Source organism: Enterobacter sp. NFIX59, from assembly GCF_900113755.1.
Taxonomy (GTDB): domain Bacteria; phylum Pseudomonadota; class Gammaproteobacteria; order Enterobacterales; family Enterobacteriaceae; genus Enterobacter; species Enterobacter pseudoroggenkampii.
In genome coordinates, this window is sequence record NZ_FOQN01000001.1 from 1,554,359 (window position 1) to 1,572,068 (window position 17,710).

Annotated in this window: 19 protein-coding genes; 12 read left to right on the top strand and 7 right to left on the bottom strand. The window is 56.5% G+C overall.

Annotation, left to right across the window (positions count from 1 at the left end; all coding sequences use genetic code 11):
- Window positions 1-33: 33 nt before the first annotated feature.
- Window positions 34-666: a fimbria biosynthesis transcriptional regulator FimZ gene (gene fimZ / locus BM007_RS07580; protein WP_024906886.1), complete on the top strand. Its 633-nt coding sequence runs from the start codon at window positions 34-36 to the stop codon at window positions 664-666.
- 51 nt (window positions 667-717) lie between these two features.
- On the opposite strand, the gene sfmF is transcribed toward fimZ, so the two are convergent.
- The 6 genes from sfmF to fimA form a co-directional block, all read right to left on the bottom strand.
- Complete coding sequence (sfmF, locus tag BM007_RS23395; RefSeq protein WP_032646212.1) at window positions 718-1,239, bottom strand: fimbria assembly protein; 522 nt, start codon at window positions 1,237-1,239, stop codon at window positions 718-720.
- 9 nt (window positions 1,240-1,248) lie between these two features.
- Window positions 1,249-2,256: a type 1 fimbria D-mannose specific adhesin FimH gene (fimH, locus tag BM007_RS07590; RefSeq protein WP_024906884.1), complete on the bottom strand. Its 1,008-nt coding sequence runs from the start codon at window positions 2,254-2,256 to the stop codon at window positions 1,249-1,251.
- Window positions 2,249-4,810, bottom strand: a complete 2,562-nt coding sequence (locus tag BM007_RS07595) for a fimbrial biogenesis usher protein (protein WP_090417957.1) — start codon at window positions 4,808-4,810, stop codon at window positions 2,249-2,251. The genes fimH and BM007_RS07595 overlap by 8 nt, the downstream gene beginning before the upstream one ends.
- A gap of 14 nt (window positions 4,811-4,824) precedes the next feature.
- The gene (gene fimC, locus BM007_RS07600; protein ID WP_090417960.1) at window positions 4,825-5,517 is read right to left on the bottom strand and encodes a type 1 fimbria chaperone FimC; all 693 of its coding nucleotides are present in this window, start codon (window positions 5,515-5,517) and stop codon (window positions 4,825-4,827) included.
- A gap of 34 nt (window positions 5,518-5,551) precedes the next feature.
- Window positions 5,552-6,097, bottom strand: a complete 546-nt coding sequence (gene fimI / locus BM007_RS07605) for a type 1 fimbrial protein subunit FimI (protein WP_024906881.1) — start codon at window positions 6,095-6,097, stop codon at window positions 5,552-5,554.
- Window positions 6,098-6,165: 68 nt separating this feature from the next.
- Window positions 6,166-6,729 carry a type 1 fimbrial major subunit FimA gene (gene fimA, locus BM007_RS07610; protein WP_008499333.1) on the bottom strand — a complete coding sequence of 188 codons (564 nt, stop codon included), beginning with the start codon at window positions 6,727-6,729 and terminating at the stop codon, window positions 6,166-6,168.
- Between the two features lie 309 nt (window positions 6,730-7,038).
- On the opposite strand from fimA, the gene folD reads away from it, so the two are divergent.
- From folD to BM007_RS07635, 5 genes are all read left to right on the top strand, one after another.
- The gene (gene folD / locus BM007_RS07615; protein ID WP_090417963.1) at window positions 7,039-7,905 is read left to right on the top strand and encodes a bifunctional methylenetetrahydrofolate dehydrogenase/methenyltetrahydrofolate cyclohydrolase FolD; all 867 of its coding nucleotides are present in this window, start codon (window positions 7,039-7,041) and stop codon (window positions 7,903-7,905) included.
- 1 nt (window position 7,906) lies between these two features.
- On the top strand, window positions 7,907-8,119 hold the full coding sequence (ybcJ, locus tag BM007_RS07620; protein WP_023334767.1) for a ribosome-associated protein YbcJ: 213 nt from the start codon (window positions 7,907-7,909) through the stop codon (window positions 8,117-8,119).
- 235 nt (window positions 8,120-8,354) lie between these two features.
- Window positions 8,355-9,854: a PTS transporter subunit EIIC gene (locus BM007_RS07625; RefSeq protein WP_024906880.1), complete on the top strand. Its 1,500-nt coding sequence runs from the start codon at window positions 8,355-8,357 to the stop codon at window positions 9,852-9,854.
- Window positions 9,855-9,937: 83 nt separating this feature from the next.
- A complete protein-coding gene (gene malI / locus BM007_RS07630; RefSeq protein WP_090417966.1) occupies window positions 9,938-10,954 on the top strand; it encodes a Mal regulon transcriptional regulator MalI in 1,017 nt (338 codons plus the stop codon).
- A 73-nt stretch (window positions 10,955-11,027) separates the two neighbouring features.
- Window positions 11,028-11,549, top strand: a complete 522-nt coding sequence (locus BM007_RS07635; RefSeq protein WP_024906878.1) for a metal-dependent hydrolase — start codon at window positions 11,028-11,030, stop codon at window positions 11,547-11,549.
- Window positions 11,550-11,635: 86 nt separating this feature from the next.
- Here BM007_RS07635 and cysS read toward each other — a convergent pair whose 3' ends face one another.
- On the bottom strand, window positions 11,636-13,021 hold the full coding sequence (gene cysS / locus BM007_RS07640; protein WP_032646206.1) for a cysteine--tRNA ligase: 1,386 nt from the start codon (window positions 13,019-13,021) through the stop codon (window positions 11,636-11,638).
- Window positions 13,022-13,195: 174 nt separating this feature from the next.
- On the opposite strand from cysS, the gene ppiB reads away from it, so the two are divergent.
- The 6 genes from ppiB to mnmH all read left to right on the top strand — a co-directional run bounded on the left by ppiB (window position 13,196) and on the right by mnmH (window position 17,662).
- Window positions 13,196-13,690, top strand: coding sequence for a peptidylprolyl isomerase B (gene ppiB / locus BM007_RS07645; RefSeq protein ID WP_008499327.1), 495 nt, complete (start codon window positions 13,196-13,198; stop codon window positions 13,688-13,690).
- A 3-nt stretch (window positions 13,691-13,693) separates the two neighbouring features.
- Window positions 13,694-14,416 carry a UDP-2,3-diacylglucosamine diphosphatase gene (gene lpxH / locus BM007_RS07650; RefSeq protein WP_024906876.1) on the top strand — a complete coding sequence of 241 codons (723 nt, stop codon included), beginning with the start codon at window positions 13,694-13,696 and terminating at the stop codon, window positions 14,414-14,416.
- 136 nt (window positions 14,417-14,552) lie between these two features.
- On the top strand, window positions 14,553-14,762 hold the full coding sequence (locus BM007_RS07655) for a YdgH/BhsA/McbA-like domain containing protein (protein ID WP_024906875.1): 210 nt from the start codon (window positions 14,553-14,555) through the stop codon (window positions 14,760-14,762).
- Window positions 14,763-14,933: 171 nt separating this feature from the next.
- The gene (gene purE, locus BM007_RS07665) at window positions 14,934-15,443 is read left to right on the top strand and encodes a 5-(carboxyamino)imidazole ribonucleotide mutase (RefSeq protein WP_014882834.1); all 510 of its coding nucleotides are present in this window, start codon (window positions 14,934-14,936) and stop codon (window positions 15,441-15,443) included.
- Window positions 15,440-16,507 (top strand): 5-(carboxyamino)imidazole ribonucleotide synthase, encoded by a 1,068-nt coding sequence (gene purK, locus BM007_RS07670; RefSeq protein WP_061715844.1) that lies wholly within the window; start codon window positions 15,440-15,442, stop codon window positions 16,505-16,507. The genes purE and purK overlap by 4 nt, the downstream gene beginning before the upstream one ends.
- Before the next feature lie 84 nt (window positions 16,508-16,591).
- Complete coding sequence (gene mnmH / locus BM007_RS07675; RefSeq protein WP_090417969.1) at window positions 16,592-17,662, top strand: tRNA 2-selenouridine(34) synthase MnmH; 1,071 nt, start codon at window positions 16,592-16,594, stop codon at window positions 17,660-17,662.
- Window positions 17,663-17,710: the final 48 nt, after the last annotated feature.

Below are 17,710 nucleotides of genomic sequence, written 5' to 3' on the forward strand. Positions count from 1 at the left end.
GCATAACGCTTTTAACAATCTGAGGCATTAAAAATGAAACCGGCATCCGTTATCATTATGGACGAACATCCTATCGTCAGAATGTCGATAGAAGTCCTGCTACAGAAAAATAAGAATATCGCAGTCAAGCTCAAGTCTGGCGATAGCCATGAAGTCCTTGACTGTATCCGCAATCACCCTATCGATCTGGTGATCCTTGACATTGAACTCACGGGCACGGATGCTTTCGCTTTACTTAAGAGAATCAGAAACTTAAACAAAGAGATTAAGGTTCTGTTCCTCTCGTCTAAATCAGAGCTATTTTACGCGGGTCGCGCCATTCGCGCCGGGGCAAATGGCTTCGTCAGCAAACGGAAAGATTTGGGTGAGATCTACAACGCCGTAGAAATGATCCTGATGGGCTATTCCTTTTTCCCGTCGGAAACGCTGAACTTTATAAACCACCTGGGTTCAGGGAAAGGGATGGCAGTAGATATGCCATTATCGAATCGTGAGGTCACGGTATTACGGTATCTGGCGAATGGATTATCCAATAAGGAAATTGCTGAACAGCTACTATTAAGCAACAAAACTATTAGCGCGCATAAATCCAATATTTATTCCAAGCTGGGTGTGCAAAGCATCGTGGAATTAATTGACTACGCCAAAGCGCACGAACTGCTTTAACCTGAATTCACTCCCTGCAGCTTATCTGAGCTGCAGGGAGTGCGGTCAGAGCTAATTATAGTTAATCATAAAGGTGGCATCCGCATCGGCTCGTCCGGGCTGAGGGTTATCTGCGGTGGCAATATAATTGGCATAAAACGACAATGTCGCATTCCCCTGCGCATCAACCGACACCGGCTGGCTGGCCTGCTGGAGAGCCAGACGCGTTTTATCCGCATCCCTGATCTCTACCGCGACGTGACTTGCTGTACTGGCGTCATTGAGCGCCAGCAAACCGTTATTGCTCCCGTCAGCTTTACCCGAAAACGTAATGGACGCCGCGCCCGGCGGGCAGCCGGTCAGCTTCAGCGTAAACGGCATGGGCTGCGTGCGGCTCCCGGTGGTGCTGAGCTGTTTCGTGGGCCAGGTGCCCAGCGTGACGGTCTTGTCGCTGTCGCTGCCCTCGGCAACGCAGGTAAAATCAACGATATTGCCGTAGAGCCGAATGTTAATCTCGCCCAACGCGGTGTCCGCCTGAGCCTGTGTGCAAAGCGCAAAAAGCGCCACGGTGATAAAACGGATCCCGTTTCGCATATTGGCTCCTTAGTCGTAATCCACGCGCAAATACCCGCGCGAGGTGAAACGCCCTTCCGCTGGCTTATTGCCCGTCACGCTCACCGGCCAGACCCGGATCCCCACCTGCGCCTGCGCGCTGTCGTCAAGGCGGAACGGAATTTTGCTTGTCAGGTTGTTAGGCGTGAGCGGCGCTCCGCTCTCGTTGGCAATGATGAACCCCACATCCGGGTTATCCGACACCAGCACATTATCAGAGACTTTTTCCGCCTCGACGCGCATCGTCAGCATGGCGTTCGCCTCCACGTTGGTGCATTTGATCGCAATGGTTTTGCTTTGCGATGAGACGCCCTCCGGCTTGTTACCCACGCCCGCCTTGCTGAACAAAGAGGCGCCAATGTCACCGAAATCAAACTCCACCACGTTACCGGCATTAATGGCGCAGCTTTGCGGCACCTGAATGGTTCCGCTGTAGCTAATGGTATAGACCGGCGTGGTTAGCGGATCGGAGGAGGTAGTGGTGACGTAGACGCGGAACATGGTGGCGCGCGGGATCACCACCATGTTGATAAAACGCCGGGTCACCTTAAGGCGGAAGACAAGGCTGGAGTCCTGAACGCCAAACGGTTTGTTTTTGGAGACGTTAGGATGACTCCCCATCTGGATATAGCTTTTTGGCGGGTAAAACACGCCAGCGTAGCTGTCCGTGATTTTCATGGCCCCGTCCAGATAGTCGTTCAGCTTCAGATACTGGTAGCCATCGCTGGTCCCGGTGATTGGATAATCCGTCACATAGCTGCGCTTGGTGGTGTTCCCGGTCGTGCCCTTCGGGCAGACGGCATTCACCCCTACCCACTGCGATTTTTCGCTGAGCGTTACGACCTGTCCAATCTGGTTATTCGAGCTATTGAATTTATCCGTCAGGTCGTAATGCACCTCCGTCGGCACGCCTTTCTCATTGACGCACACGGTAGCGAATGCGTTTGTCGCGGGCAGTAACGCCAGCAGCGACAAGGCAAAGATTTGGGTTTTAATCACAGCTGATCCCCTTAAGTGTGATTGCCTGTTGCAGGCTCTTTTCAGACAAGCTGTAAGGTGCGCGACACTGGGACTGCGCCCCGTCGCCCCACTGGATCAGCAGTTCGCCTTCCAGCGGCAGCCCACTCAGGTAAATTTGCCCGTCATCCCCCACCATGCTGGTGACACCGCTTCGGGTTTCACGGACCACCGCGCCGAACGGCACGGGCTGGTTACCGCGCATCACCGTCAGTAGAGCGCGTACGCCAATGCGGGTATCAAAGCTGGCGCGCACCAGCGCGCCTTTCGTCGGCACCACGCTACTCACGTTGTTTTCGATATCGGTGTTGTTGCTCATGGTGTTGGTATCCAGCGCCACGCGGTTGTAGCGATAGACGGTGGCATACGGCATCACCGCGTAGCCTCGCCAGTCGGTTTTCACCCCGGTCTGGTTTTCAATGCTGACGCCTGATGCCCCCGGCGCTTTGATCAGCACGTTGGTGTCGCCCAGCGGCTGGCTGAAGGTCACGCCGTCGGCGTGTCCGACCACCCCGCCGGAGAGCTGCCAGTTGAGATCGTGCTGATCGTCGCTGTAGTTGTAGCCCACGCCCAATGTGCCGTAAGTCGCCTGCCAGTTGGCGCTGGCGCTTCCGCTTGCGCCGTTGGTGCTGGTGTGTCCCTGGGTCACGCTGTAGTTCAGGTTGCGGTCCTCCAGCAGCGTTCCGCTGACGCCGGTTTGCCAGCTTGTGTCGCCATCGCTGTTTCGACTGGCGGATGCCGTAGCGTAGGCGCGGTCAATCGCGCTGTCCCGGCGATAGCCCTGACGGGTAAAGAGGCTGAACGGCACGGAGACGTTAAATGACGCGATCCGATCGGTGCCGTCTATCCCAACGGATTTGTTCCACGACCACGAAACGGAGTAGTTGATTCCCTTCACGCCGCCCGCATAGCCCAACTGGTACCAGAGGTTCGTCTCATCGGTTCCCCAGTAGGTCTGCTCGCTACCGGAGATATAGACCGAGCCGTAGTCCCCCAGCGACTGAGATACGTTGAGTTGGAAGCGGCCTTTTTTATTCCACGTCAGGTTGTGATAACTCTGCACGTCTGGAACATCGTTATCGTTCTGGCTATCGGCATACTGATAGCCTTCCATTGAGCGCCAGGCGACATCGTCGAGGGTGTAAAAGCCTTTCGTGGAGTAGCGGTAGCCCAGCAGCTGGAAGTTGGTGCCGAAGCCGTTAAGGGATTTCGCATAGAGGAAGCGCAGAGACTGCCCTTCATGCTTGCTGTCGTCCGCAAGCTGGCTGCGGGCGTGGGTGATATCGAGCGAGACCGCGCCCCAGTCGCCCAGGTTTTTTCCGGCTCCGACGGCCACCGCGGTATAGCGTGACGCCAGCTGTGTCCCGCCGTAGAGCGTGTAACCGTTGGCAAGACCGGTAATCAGGGTGCCCTGGGTGAAGAACGGCGTATCCTGATCGCTGTTACCGCTGCGGTAATCCCCCGCGACGAGGTCGTACTTCCAGCGCCCTTCACGCTGCAGAAGCGGCACGGTGGAGTACGGCACGGTATAGCGCTGCTGGGTGCCGTCTTTCTCTTCGACCGTGACCTCCAGGTCACCGCTTGAGGAGGTCGGGTTAAGATCGGTAATGGCAAATGCGCCCGGCTGGACATAGCTTTGATAGATAACGTAGCCATTCTGGCGAACCACCACTTTGGCGGGCGTACGGGCGATCCCGCGCACGGTCGGCGCGTAGCCCTGCAGGCTGTCCGGGTACATGCTGTCAGACGAGAAGAGCCGCCCGCCGCGGAACCCCATGCTGTCGAAAACGTCATTCCCGGTATTGCTGTCGCCCAGCACCAGTTCGCTTTTCAGCGGGATAACGGTGCGCTGCGCCCAGGTGCCAATATTCTGCCACTCGCTGTGACGCTGCCCGTTATTCTGCGTGTACCGCCATGCGCCGTTGTTACGTAAACGCCAGGCGCCATAGTTCAACCCGCTTTGCAGGTTCAGATAATAGCTGTCGTCTTCGCTTCCCCGGTTACCGGTGAAGCTGTAGTTCACCAGCGCGGCGGGGATGCCTTCATCCCACTGTTCGGGCGGAATATAGCCCCGGGCGCTGTTCTGCAACGCCACCTGCGGCAGGCTGACGTCCAGACGCTGTGAGGCAAAGTTGAATACCGTTTCGCTGCCGGGTATGGCCGTAGCCAGCGGAACGCAGGTCTCGCCCTGCACCTTAGCCAGCTCGGGAAACGCCGCAACGTTGACGCCAAAGCGGTCAAGCATCGCGCGCGTAATGCAGGCCGATAAACCGCCCGCCACCGGTGGCGTATTCTCGGCCTGCTCAAAACGCACGTCCTGGGTACCGATAAACTCATCGTTGCGCCAGATATCCACGCGATAAACGCCGGGTGCCTGCTGGTGTCCTTGTTCAAAACGCGACAAATCCGCCACGCTGGCGGTGTCGTCGGACAAAAAGGCCGGGTTGAAATAGCTTTCGCTCCAGCCAGCCTGCGGCCAGAGCGCAGCCATCAGCGCCAGCGCAACCGGGCAGTAACGTCTCTGGTGGTTTTTCATCGCCCTGACTCTGCTCACAGGTTGACGCTACGCGCCGGGGTGATGGCACCGTAGTCATTCACGCTCTGCCAGGAAAGCGTACCGCTGGCACCGGCTGGCAGCACCTGCTGAGCCGAGCTTTTCGGCGCAACCATCAGGTTATCCAGCTGCTGCCCGCCCAGCTTCAGATTGACGAGGGTGATGTAATACGGGGACGCGTTGCTGACTTTGAGATGGCTGCCCGCGCGTTCGAACCGCAGCTGGGAAAGCGCCTCTTCCGGCTGCATCGCCAGGTTGTTCGGACGCACAAACAGCTTGATGCGCGAGAGGATCGCCAGCTGCAGCACGTTATTGTTTTCCGTTTTCGCTTTGTTCACTGACGGGATCGCCTTCACGTTCATGTAAAACAGCGATTCGCGGTCGGCAGGCAGCGCCGGCCCGGCGTAAATAATACGCAGCGTGTTTTCACTGTTCGGCTCGCTAACAAACAGGGGCGGCGTGACGGCAAAGGTTTTTTCTTTTTGCCCGTTCGCATTTTCGATCCACGCGTTAATTAAATAGCGTTCCTGTTTGTTGCTGTTGGTGATCGCCAGCGACGTTTGCTTCGCCTCTGCGGGATAAATAACACGCGTGGCCCCCAGCGCAATACCGCCGGATGCATTTGCGCAGGCAGAAACCATTATCAAAATAAACGATAAAAAAAGTCCTGGTTTAATTAGGGTATTCATCACAACCGTACCTTTAATAATGTGTTCGCAGGTGTTATGGATAAATCAACGTAAACCAGACATCCGACTGAATTTTGCCTGGCTCGAGATGTTCGGAAATAGCCCGATAGCGAGCGCTAAAATGGAACGCGAGCTCGCGGGTTTCGATCGGCAGCCAGCTGACGGCCGTGGCGTTTGGGATAATCTGACGCTGCTGTTCGTCAAAGAGCGCCAGCCCGACGCCGCTGCTGACAGGTGTTTCACCCGGCCGCGATGTCGCCAGAAAGACCTGCGGATCCTCTGCGGGTGTGACGCCCTGAAACTGGATCCCCACGGTGCGCGAAACATCAACGCTGCAGTCCAGCAGCCGCACGGTGAAAGGCACATTCACCGTGGAAAAACTGCCCACGCCGGAAAATGAATTGGTTCGGTACTGCCCCATGTCGATGCGCATATTCTGGCTATCGGGCGCCACGGCGCAGCCGCCGTTCACCAGTTCACCCCGAAGATGAACCTTGCCACCTTCGATCACCACGGTATGCGCCGATGCCGGGCAAGCCATCGCAAGGGTTAACAGCAGTAGTGTTCCAGTCCTTGTCATCCTTCGTTCCTGGCAATAGCGTATGACGGGCCTCGTCCCTGAGGCCTGAACATCCCTGTGCGGAGGAATTACTCGTATTTCATTACGAAGGTGGCGTCAGCGTTCGCCTGGCCCGGCTCGGTGGTGGCAGCCGTTGATTTATAACGCGCGGTGAACTTCAGGGTGTTGGTCCCTTCGATCAGCGTCTGCGCAGCAGAGAAGGTCGCGCCGTCTGGGGTCAGAACGCTGGATTTGCTGTCGAGGATCTCGATACCCACGCCTTTCGCGGTGTTGTCGTTGCTACCGGAAGTCACGGCCAGCAGGGTTTTGTCGGTTGGGTCGATCTGACCGGTGAACGCAACAGCTGCAGTTTTGGCAACCAGCGGATCGCAATCGTTCAGTTCAATGTTGAATGGAATATTAGAGGTGGTGTCGCCCACTTTGGTAAATTTCGCGGTGCGATACTGACCCAGATTAACGGTCTGCTCGGAAGAATCCGTATTTACTGAACAAGCGGCATTAACCAGCTCACCTTTAAAATGTACGGTACCGCCATTTACGGAAACCGGCGCAGCAGGATCTGCTGCATTTGCGGCACCCGCAACCAGGGCCAAAGTTGCAATAACAGTAGAAGCAATGTTGCTGAGTTTCATGTCTATTCCTTTAAAATGTAAATAACCCTTCCCGCGAATAATCGGGAATAAGAAATACGTTCAATTGAGTAATTGAAAGCTTATTTCGGAGGAGACAAAGTAGCTCAGGAGGCGATTTTTAAATATGTCAAAACGCTGCCATTTCGCCAGGTCACATCCTAATCCCGCCTAAGAAATTGACCATCCCTTAAGAAGGGTTTTTGCGTCTTGCTGATAAAAACGCGTAAAGGGTGACTGACAGCGAGGCTCGCTTCTGACAAAATACACGCATCCCCCCTTTCAAACGTTACAGACGGAATCTTCTCTCTGATGGCAGCAAAGATTATTGACGGTAAAACGATTGCGCAGCAGGTGCGCTCTGAGGTCGCGGAAAAAGTGAAGGCGCGTAAATCCGCCGGAAAACGCGCCCCCGGGCTGGCCGTTGTGCTGGTTGGCAGCAACCCGGCATCGCAGATTTATGTCGGCAGCAAGCGCAAAGCGTGTGAAGAGGTCGGCTTCGTCTCCCGCTCTTACGATTTGCCGGAAACCACCAGCGAAGCAGAACTGCTGGAACTTATTGACACTCTGAATGCCGATAAAGAGATCGACGGCATTCTGGTTCAGTTGCCGCTGCCAGCAGGTATCGACAACGTGAAGGTGCTGGAGCGTATCGCACCGGATAAAGACGTGGACGGTTTCCATCCGTACAACGTTGGCCGCCTGTGCCAGCGTGCGCCGCGTCTGCGCCCGTGCACGCCGCGCGGCATTGTGACGCTGCTGGAGCGTTATAACATCGACACCTACGGCCTGAACGCCGTGGTGATTGGTGCCTCTAACATCGTGGGCCGTCCGATGAGCATGGAGCTGCTGCTGGCCGGCTGCACCACCACCGTGACCCACCGCTTCACCAAGAACCTGCGTCACCACGTCGAAAATGCCGATCTGCTGATCGTCGCGGTCGGTAAGCCGGGCTTTATTCCGGGCGAGTGGATTAAAGAGGGTGCGATCGTCGTGGACGTGGGGATTAACCGTCTGGAAAACGGCAAAGTGGTTGGCGACGTGGTGTATGAAGATGCCGCCGCGCGCGCCTCTTACATTACCCCTGTACCGGGCGGCGTAGGTCCAATGACCGTCGCAACGCTGATTCAGAATACTTTGCAGGCATGCGAAGAATATCACGACGTAGAGGACGCGTAAGATGGCGACTTTTTCATTAGGGAAACATCCGCACGTTGAGCTGTGCGATCTGCTCAAGCTGGAAGGCTGGAGCGAAAGCGGCGCGCAGGCGAAAATCGTTATCGCCGACGGGCTGGTAAAAGTCGACGGCGTGGTGGAAACCCGCAAGCGCTGCAAGATTGTCGCGGGACAGACCGTGAGCTTTGAAGGACAGAGCGTAACCGTGACGGCCTGAGCCGTTTGATGCCCTCACCCTAACCCTCTCCCGCAGGGAGAGGGGATAAAAAATCCCCTCACACCCATCACGGTTATTTATCGATCAACTTCAAATAATCACTATTTCATCTGTTGAAACGTGAAAATTCAGTTGCGCGTTTTTCACTCTTTGCCCACGATAAGTAGAACGTTCTACTAAAACGTTCTACTTACAATAACAGCGCCAAAAAAAGCGCTACTCGGGGGAAATCAGCATGAGTCTGATATCAGGGTTTGTTAAATCGCTGTCTAAGTTATCGATGATTGGTCGCGCCTTAATGCTGCCAATTTCACTGCTTCCCGCTGCGGGCCTGCTGCTGGCCTTCGGCGATAAGTTCCATCTGCCGCTGATGATGAACGCAGGCGGGGTTATTTTTGATAACCTGCCGATGCTGTTTGCCATTGGCTCCGCCGTGGGTCTGGCGTCAGAATCCGGCATCGCGGCGCTGTCTGCGGCCGTTTCGGTGTTTGTCACCAATATCACCATCAGCACCGTGCTGAGCATCACGCCGGAAATGGCCTCCCAGGGCGGGAAATACGCCATGGTGGTGGGCATTCCGACGCTACAGATGGGCGTCTTTGGCGGCCTGATCTGCGGTATTCTCGCGGCCTGGTGCTATAACCGCTTCCACACCATGCAGCTTCCGGAGTTCCTGGGCTTCTTTTCCGGCAAGCGCTTCGTGGCAATTGCAACGGCGTTCCTCTCGTTCCTGATGGGGCTGCTGCTGCCGTACGTCTGGCAGCATATCCAGGCCGGTATCGACGCGCTCTCCGTGGTGGTGAACGGCGATAATCAGGCGGCGTCGACCTTTATCTTCGGTCTGGTGGAGCGCGCGCTGATCCCGCTCGGTCTGCACCATATCTGGTATCCGTCGTTCTGGTACTCGTTTGGAGATTACACCACCCAGGCAGGCCAGGTGATCCATGGCGACCAGACCATCTGGTTCAAGATGCTGGAAGAAGGGGTGAAATCTTTCAGCAGCGATACCTACCAGAACGCCGGTAAGTTCATGCAGGGTGAATTCCCGCTGATGCTGTTCGCGCTGCCCGCCGCGTGCCTGGCGATGTATCACGAAGCCCATACGAAGAATAAGAAAATCGCGGCCGGTATTCTGTTCTCCGCGGCGCTCACCTGCTTCCTGACCGGGATCACCGAACCGGTTGAGTTTACCTTTATCTTCGTGGCACCGATTCTGTACGTCTTTAACGCCATCATGGCGGGTCTGGCCTACATGACCATGTACCTGCTGCATGCGCATATTGCCAAGTCGTTCTCTGCGGGCTTTATCGACTATCTGTCATTCGGGATCCTGCCGTCGTTTAACGGCTACCAGACCCACTTCCTGAGCGCCATTATCATCGGTATTCCAATGGGCCTGATTTATTACTTCACGTTCCGCTTTGTGATCCGTCGCTTCGACGTGAAAACGCCGGGCCGCACTGAAGTGACCGCCAACGCGGATGAGAAATCGGATTCTGAACTCGCGACCGAGATCATCACCCTGCTGGGCGGGGCGCATAACATCGACTCCGTCGGCGCCTGTATCACCCGTCTTCGCCTGGAGGTAACAAAAAGCGAGGTGGTGGATAAAGACGGTCTGAACGGACTCGGCGCGCGCGGCGTGGTCTTCGTCGGCGATAACGGTATTCAGGTGATTTTCGGTGCCAGAGCACAGTTTATCGCCCAGACCATGTCCACCATGATCGGCAAATAATAAGATGCCTGAGCGACACGTCTCCTGTACGCTGGGAGACGTGTTTTATCTGGCTGATAATCGGCAAATTTCAGGGAGCGGTTTTGAAGAAAGTCAGCATTATTGATGTCGCAAAGCACGCGGGCGTGTCGGTTTCAACCGTCTCGCTGGTGCTGCGTCAGAAAGGGAAAATCTCAGAGGCAACGATCGAGAAGGTCAACGCTGCCATCAATACGCTGGGCTATGTTCATAACGTTGCCGCTGCCAACCTCCGCGCCAATACGTCCAATCTGATTGGCCTGATCCTCCGTGACTTTAGCGACAGTTTCTCCATCAAGGTGATGGCGAGCATCGTTCAGGATCTTGAAAAACAGGGGTATATGGTTTTTCTCGGCCAGCCCCAGAACGACCATGACCATCTTGAGCGCTGCCTGCTGTCGTTTAAGCAGCAGGGCGTCGCCGGGGTGATCTATCTGGCCTCGGATACCCGCACCTCTACCCTACCGGAACAGATTCGCCGCTGCCCGCTGCCGCTGGTGGTGGTCTCTCAGTCGCTGCTGGATGAAAAATGCAATCTGGTGATGCGCGATAACCGGCAGGCGGCCAATCTGGCGGTGCGTTATCTTATCGAGCGCGGCCATCGTAATATCGCCTACATTGGCGGACGTGAAGGCTGCCTTATCCGCGAACAGCGCCTGCTCGGTTTTCGCAGCGCGATGGCGCAAAATGGGCTGGTCTGGCGCGATGAATACTCTCCGGCCTGCAGCGATGACACGCTGGCCGCGGGTTTCGCCACCCGCCAGCTGCTGGAAAAAAACAACACCATCACCGCCCTGCTCTGCCACTCGCCGGATGCCATGATCGGCTCCATCTCCGGTATTCATCAGGTCGGGCGTACGGTGGGTAAAGATGTGTTTTTAACACAGCAGGTCGCGCTGGTCGGTTTCGAAGATATGCTCCACGTAAACCTCACCTCGCCGTCATTTACCTATGTCTCATCCGCCAGCGAAGAGACGGGGCGTCAGGCTGCCGGGCTGATTATTCGCACGCTAAAGGAGCCGACGCTGCAAACCCAGCGCATTACGCTTTCCGGGCAGCTTATCGCGCGCGAGTCGGCGTAAAATCAGAATTCAGAACAGGTCTGTTAAGGCGAGATTACTGCTATATTTCCATGATTTGCCATGGATAATATCAATGCCTACCGTTATTACGCACGCTGCTGTTCCGCTTTGTCTGGGCCTGGGCCTGGGAACCAAAGTGATTCCTCCCCGCCTGCTGTTTGCCGGGATTGTTCTCGCCATGCTGCCGGACGCCGACGTGCTGGCGTTTAAGTTCGGCGTCGCGTATGGAAATGTTTTCGGCCATCGCGGCTTTACCCACTCCCTGCTGTTTGCCTTTGCGGTGCCGATACTTTGCGTGCTGACTGGACGACGATGGTTCAGGGCCAGCCTGACGCGGTGCTGGCTGTTTTTAACGGTGTCACTGCTGTCGCACAGCCTGCTGGATTCGATTACTACAGGCGGGAAAGGCGTCGGCTGGCTGTGGCCGTGGTCAGATGAACGCTTTTTTGCGCCGTGGCAGGTGATTAAGGTCGCGCCGTTTGCACTCTCACGCTATACCACGCCGTACGGGCATCAGGTGATTATTTCAGAACTGCTGTGGGTGTGGCTGCCGGGGGTTGTGCTGATGGGAATGTTGTGGTGGAGAAGAAGGTAAAAAAAAGCCGGGTGGCGGCAGCGCCTTACCCGGCCTACTTTTACCCGTAGGCCCGGTAAGCGTAAGCGACACCGGGCGTTACAGACTTACTTACGGCGCCAGGTGGTACCCTGCGGGCCGTCTTCCAGAATGATGCCCATCTCGGTCAGACGGTTACGCGCCGCATCGGCCGCCGCCCAGTCTTTCGCCTGACGCGCTTCCAGACGCGCTTTGATCAACGCTTCAATTTCCGCCACTTCGCCGTCATCCGCCTGCGCACCGCTCTGCAGGAACACGTCCGGATCCTGCTCCAGCAGGCCGAGCACGGAAGAGATCTTACGCAGATGAGACGCCAGCGCATTCGCCGCCGCCATATCTTCTGACTTCAGGCGGTTCACTTCGCGCGCCATGTCGAACAGCACGGAGTAGGCTTCCGGGGTGTTGAAGTCGTCGTTCATCACCTCAACAAAGCGTGCTTCGAACGCTTCGCCGCCTGCCGCCGGAACAGACCTGTCGGTCCCGCGCAGCGCGGTGTACAGACGCTCCAGCGCCGAGCGCGCCTGCTTCAGATTCTCTTCGCTGTAGTTCAGCTGGCTGCGATAGTGGCCAGACATCAGGAAGTAGCGCACGGTTTCCGCGTCGTAATACTTCAGCACGTCGCGCACGGTAAAGAAGTTGCCCAGCGATTTCGACATCTTCTCGCGGTCAACCATTACCATCCCGGAGTGCATCCAGTAGTTCACGTACTCGCCGCCGTGGGCGCAGGTGGACTGCGCAATTTCGTTTTCGTGGTGCGGGAACATCAGGTCTGAACCGCCGCCGTGAATGTCGAAGTGCTTGCCCAGCTGTTTGCAGTTCATCGCGGAACACTCAATGTGCCAGCCCGGGCGGCCTTCGCCCCACGGGGATGGCCAGCTTGGCTCCCCCTCTTTGGACATCTTCCACAGCACGAAGTCCATCGGGTTACGCTTCACGTCAACCACGTCGACACGGGCGCCGGCCTGGAGCTGATCCAGATCCTGACGGGAAAGCGAACCGTAGGTTGGGTCCGTTGGCACCGAGAACATCACGTCACCGTTGTCCGCAACGTAGGCGTGACCGCGTGCGATCAGCTTTTCGGTGATCTCGATGATTTCGTGAATATGGTGGGTCGCGCGCGGCTCGCTGTCCGGGCGCTGAATATTCAGGGCGTCGAAATCTTTGTGCATCTCGACGATCATGCGATCCACCAGCGCGACAAAGCTTTCGCCGTTCTCATTAGCGCGCTTGATGATTTTGTCGTCGATGTCGGTGATATTACGCACGTATTTCAGGGTATAGCCCAGAAAACGCAGGTAGCGTGACACCACGTCAAAAGCGACAAAGGTACGGCCATGGCCAATGTGACAGAGATCGTAAACCGTAATACCACACACGTACATGCCGACTTCCCCGGCATGGATAGGTTTAAATTCCTCTTTTTGGCGCGTCATTGTATTAAAGATTTTTAACATCGAAGATTCCATGTAAACACGTGTGTGGTTGAAAACCGGCTATTCTACCCGTAATTCAAACCCGAAGCAGCACACAATGCAAGGTGATCGCATCCTGTGGTTATGCTATAACAAGCCCCTATAGATGACCCGAACGCGGGTCGACGTACCACAATAACGGAACAGGATGCAAAAATGGTTACTTTCCACACTAATCATGGCGATATCGTAATCAAAACCTTTGATGACAAAGCGCCTGAAACAGTTAAAAACTTCCTGGACTACTGCCGCGAAGGTTTCTACAACAACACCATTTTCCACCGCGTGATCAACGGTTTTATGATCCAGGGCGGCGGTTTCGAACCTGGCATGAACCAGAAAGCCACTAAAGAGCCGATCAAGAACGAAGCGAACAACGGCCTGAAAAACACCCGCGGCACGCTGGCGATGGCGCGTACTCAGGCACCTCACTCTGCAACCGCGCAGTTCTTCATTAACGTGGCGGACAACGACTTCCTGAACTTCTCCGGCGAAAGCCTGCAGGGTTGGGGCTACTGCGTATTCGCAGAAGTGGTTGAAGGTATGGACGTGGTTGACAAGATCAAAGCCGTCTCTACTGGCCGCAGCGGTATGCACCAGGACGTTCCGAAAGAAGACGTTGTGATTACAAGCGTGACCGTCAGCGAGTAATTCGTGGCGACACTCTTTATTGCGGATCTGCATCTGCAAACAGAAGAACCGGCGATAACCGCCGGTTTTCTGCGTTTTTTACGCGGTGAAGCGAAAAGCGCCGATGCGCTGTACATCCTGGGCGACCTCTTTGAAGCCTGGATTGGCGACGACGATCCTAACCCGCTGCACCGTGAAATGGCTTCGGCCATTAAAGCGCTGGTGGATTCCGGCGTCCCCTGCTACTTCATTCACGGCAACCGTGATTTCCTGATCGGCAAGCGCTACGCCCGTGAAAGCGGCATGACGCTGCTGCCGGAAGAACAGGTGCTCGACCTCTACGGCCGCAAGGTGCTGATCATGCACGGCGACACGCTCTGCACCGACGATACCGGCTACCTGGCGTTTCGCGCTAAAGTCCACACCCCGTGGATCCAGAAGGTGTTCCTTGCCCTGCCGCTGTTTATCCGCAACCGCATCGCCGCCAGAATGCGCGCGGGCAGTAAAGCCGCCAACAGCAGCAAATCCATGACCATCATGGACGTTAATCCTCACGCGGTGGTCAACGTGATGGAAAAACATGGCGTTCAGTGGTTGATCCACGGGCATACCCATCGTCCAGACGTGCATTCCCTTATCGCCAACGGCGAACCGGCCCATCGCGTGGTGTTGGGTGCATGGCACTCAGAAGGATCCATGGTCAAAGTCACGCCAGAGGGTGTGGAGCTGATCGCTTTTCCGTTTTAACCCCTTACAGTTCATTCTATTTTTTTGAACAATATTGGCAAATTGTTTCGATTTTAATCAGCCCGTGGTCGGCCTATTATTTATCACATCAGGGCAGCACGCCCTATCCCAGATAAATTACTTAAGGAATACGACCATGAAATCCATCAAAACTTTCGTTGCAGTTACCGCTCTTTCCCTGGCTTCCTTCGGCGCTTTCGCGCAGAGCGTCAGCGCAACCGGTTCAACCCTTGACCGCGCAGAAGCGAAAATTGCTGCACAGGCTGCTGAACAGGGCGCGTCTTACAAAATCACCAGCGCGAAGGTCGACAACCGCGTGTATATGACCGCAGAACTGACGAAATAATGATTGCCCTTCGACAAAAACAGACCGCCAGAATGCGGTCTGTTTTGTTATGAATTGATGGTAACAACGGCTCAAGATTTAACCGCGCAACCGTTTTCCTTGCCCGTATAACATGCTATTCTCTGTGCCCTCGAAAGCAGTGTGTTTCGCACCACAGGAGTTTTAAGACGCATGTCTTCCCGCAATAATCCGGCGCGTGTCGCCATCGTGATGGGGTCCAAAAGCGACTGGGCTACCATGCAGTTCGCCGCCGAAATCTTTGAAATCCTGAATGTTCCGCACCACGTCGAAGTGGTCTCCGCGCACCGTACACCGGACAAACTGTTCAGCTTCGCCGAAAGCGCCGAAGAGAACGGTTATGAGGTGATCATTGCCGGTGCGGGCGGCGCAGCACACCTGCCGGGCATGATTGCCGCCAAAACCCTGGTGCCGGTTCTGGGCGTCCCGGTACAAAGCGCCGCGTTAAGCGGTGTGGACAGCCTCTACTCCATCGTCCAGATGCCGCGCGGTATTCCTGTCGGGACGCTGGCGATTGGCAAAGCGGGCGCGGCGAACGCTGCCCTGTTGGCCGCGCAGATCCTGGCGACGCACGATAAAGCGTTACATCAGCGTCTGGCGGAGTGGCGTAAAGCCCAGACCGACGAAGTGCTGGACAATCCGGACCCGCGGGGTGCGGCATGAAGCAGGTTTGCGTCCTCGGTAACGGCCAGTTAGGCCGCATGCTGCGTCAGGCCGGTGAGCCGCTGGGTATTGCCGTCTGGCCCGTCGGGCTGGACGCTGAACCTGAAGCCGTACCGTTCCACCAGAGCGTGATCACCGCCGAGATCGAACGCTGGCCGGAAACCGCGCTGACCCGCGAACTGGCGCGTCATAACGCCTTCGTAAACCGCGACGTGTTCCCGATCATTGCCGACCGTCTGACGCAAAAGCAGCTGTTCGACAAGCTCGGCCTGCCGACCGCGCCGTGGCAGCTCCTGTCCGATAAAAGCAAGTGGAATGATGTTTTCGCGATGCTGGGCGAGCTGGCCATCGTGAAGCGCCGCGTGGGCGGCTACGACGGCCGTGGCCAGTGGCGTCTGCGCGCAGACGACACTGCCGAGCTGCCGGACGACTGCTACGGCGAATGCATCGTTGAGCAGGGCATCAACTTTAGCGGTGAAGTGTCACTGGTTGGCGCACGCGGGCACGACGGACATACCGTCTTTTATCCGCTGACGCATAACCTGCATCAGGACGGTATTCTGCGCACCAGCGTCGCCTTCCCGCACGCCAATGCTGAGCAGCAGGCGCAGGCAGAAGAGATGCTTTCTGCCATCATGCACGAACTCGGATATGTGGGCGTCATGGCGATGGAGTGCTTTATCACCCCGTCCGGTCTGCTGATCAACGAACTTGCACCGCGCGTGCACAACAGCGGCCACTGGACGCAAAACGGCGCGTCCATCAGCCAGTTCGAACTGCACCTGCGCGCGATCACCGACCTGCCGCTGCCGCAGCCGGTGGTGGACAGCCCGTCGGTGATGATCAACCTGATCGGCACCGATCTGAACTACGACTGGCTGAAGCTGCCGCTGGTGCATCTGCACTGGTATGACAAAGAGGTTCGCGCGGGTCGTAAGGTCGGTCACCTGAACCTGAACGACAGCGACACGGGCCGCCTGAGCGCCACCCTGGAAGCCATGATCCCTCTCCTGCCGCCGGAATATGCGAGCGGTATCGTCTGGGCACAGTCAAAGCTCAAGTAAGACATCTGCGCCGGGGAGTTGACCTTCCCCTTCCCCGGCGTACAATCCCCGCCCATTGCTGCTGAGTTTTCTTCTGGAATAACCATGAACGATGGAACGGACTATCGCGCGATCCTCGCGTCTGATACCCCTTTAATCGACGTTCGCGCGCCGATTGAATTTGCCCAGGGTGCGATGCCCGCCGCCATTAACCTGCCGTTGATGAATGACGACGAACGCGCCGCCGTCGGCACCTGCTATAAACGCCAGGGCCCCGAGGCCGCGCTGGCGCTTGGCCATAGTCTGGTGAACGGCGAGACGCGTGAGACACGTATTAACGCCTGGCGTGAAGCCAGCCTTGCCCATCCTGAGGGCTTTCTCTGCTGCGCGCGCGGCGGTCAGCGCTCGCACATCTCGCAGGCCTGGCTTAAAGAGGCGGGCATCGACTACCCGCTGATCCGCGGCGGCTATAAAGCCCTGCGCCAGACGGCGATTCAGGTGACGATTGAGCAGTCACAAAAGCCGATAGTGCTTATCGGCGGCTGTACCGGAAACGGTAAAACCCTGCTGGTGAAGCAGCACGCACAGGGCATCGATCTGGAAGGGCTGGCGCACCATCGCGGTTCGTCTTTTGGCCGCACGCTCACGCCGCAGCTTTCCCAGGCGAGCTTTGAAAACCACCTTGCGGTTGAACTATTGAAAAAAGACGCCGCGCGCTGGGTGCTGGAAGATGAAGGTCGGATGATTGGCTCTAACCACCTGCCGGAGTGCCTGCGCGACCGGATGGTTGAAGCGCCTATCGTGGTGGTAGAGGATCCGTTTGAAATCCGTCTTGAACGCCTGCGCGAAGAGTATTTCGACCATATGTGGGCGGATTTTTCTGCTGCCTACGGCGAGGAAGCGGGCTGGAAAGCGTACAGCGAGTACCTGCACCACGGCCTGTTCGCCATACGCCGCCGTCTGGGGCTACAGCGGTATGCAGAATTCACCGTGCTGTTAGATTCCGCGCTGCTGGAACAGCAACGATCTGGCAGCACGGACGCGCACTTCAGCTGGCTTGTACCGCTCCTGAACGACTATTACGACCCGATGTACGGCTATCAGCTGGAGAAAAAGGCGGAGAAGATTGTGTATCGCGGGACGTACGGCGAGGTAGCTGACTGGCTTAATCGCTAAAAGAAAGCCGGGTGGCGAGGTAAAAGCAAAACGGCAACCAGGGTTGCC

Excerpts from the sequence above, each read along its gene's own strand:
- BM007_RS07595 (WP_090417957.1), bottom strand. The coding sequence starts at position 4,810 with ATGAAAAACCACCAGAGACGTTACTGCCCGGTTGCGCTGGCGCTGATG.
- fimI (WP_024906881.1), bottom strand. The coding sequence starts at position 6,097 with ATGACAAGGACTGGAACACTACTGCTGTTAACCCTTGCGATGGCTTGC.
- purK (WP_061715844.1), top strand. The coding sequence starts at position 15,440 with ATGAAGCAGGTTTGCGTCCTCGGTAACGGCCAGTTAGGCCGCATGCTG.
- ybcJ (WP_023334767.1), top strand. The coding sequence starts at position 7,907 with ATGGCGACTTTTTCATTAGGGAAACATCCGCACGTTGAGCTGTGCGAT.
- fimZ (WP_024906886.1), top strand. The coding sequence starts at position 34 with ATGAAACCGGCATCCGTTATCATTATGGACGAACATCCTATCGTCAGA.
- BM007_RS07655 (WP_024906875.1), top strand. The coding sequence starts at position 14,553 with ATGAAATCCATCAAAACTTTCGTTGCAGTTACCGCTCTTTCCCTGGCT.
- folD (WP_090417963.1), top strand. The coding sequence starts at position 7,039 with ATGGCAGCAAAGATTATTGACGGTAAAACGATTGCGCAGCAGGTGCGC.
- purE (WP_014882834.1), top strand. The coding sequence starts at position 14,934 with ATGTCTTCCCGCAATAATCCGGCGCGTGTCGCCATCGTGATGGGGTCC.
- fimC (WP_090417960.1), bottom strand. The coding sequence starts at position 5,517 with ATGAATACCCTAATTAAACCAGGACTTTTTTTATCGTTTATTTTGATA.
- mnmH (WP_090417969.1), top strand. The coding sequence starts at position 16,592 with ATGAACGATGGAACGGACTATCGCGCGATCCTCGCGTCTGATACCCCT.
- fimA (WP_008499333.1), bottom strand. The coding sequence starts at position 6,729 with ATGAAACTCAGCAACATTGCTTCTACTGTTATTGCAACTTTGGCCCTG.
- ppiB (WP_008499327.1), top strand. The coding sequence starts at position 13,196 with ATGGTTACTTTCCACACTAATCATGGCGATATCGTAATCAAAACCTTT.
- cysS (WP_032646206.1), bottom strand. The coding sequence starts at position 13,021 with ATGTTAAAAATCTTTAATACAATGACGCGCCAAAAAGAGGAATTTAAA.
- sfmF (WP_032646212.1), bottom strand. The coding sequence starts at position 1,239 with ATGCGAAACGGGATCCGTTTTATCACCGTGGCGCTTTTTGCGCTTTGC.
- BM007_RS07635 (WP_024906878.1), top strand. The coding sequence starts at position 11,028 with ATGCCTACCGTTATTACGCACGCTGCTGTTCCGCTTTGTCTGGGCCTG.
- BM007_RS07625 (WP_024906880.1), top strand. The coding sequence starts at position 8,355 with ATGAGTCTGATATCAGGGTTTGTTAAATCGCTGTCTAAGTTATCGATG.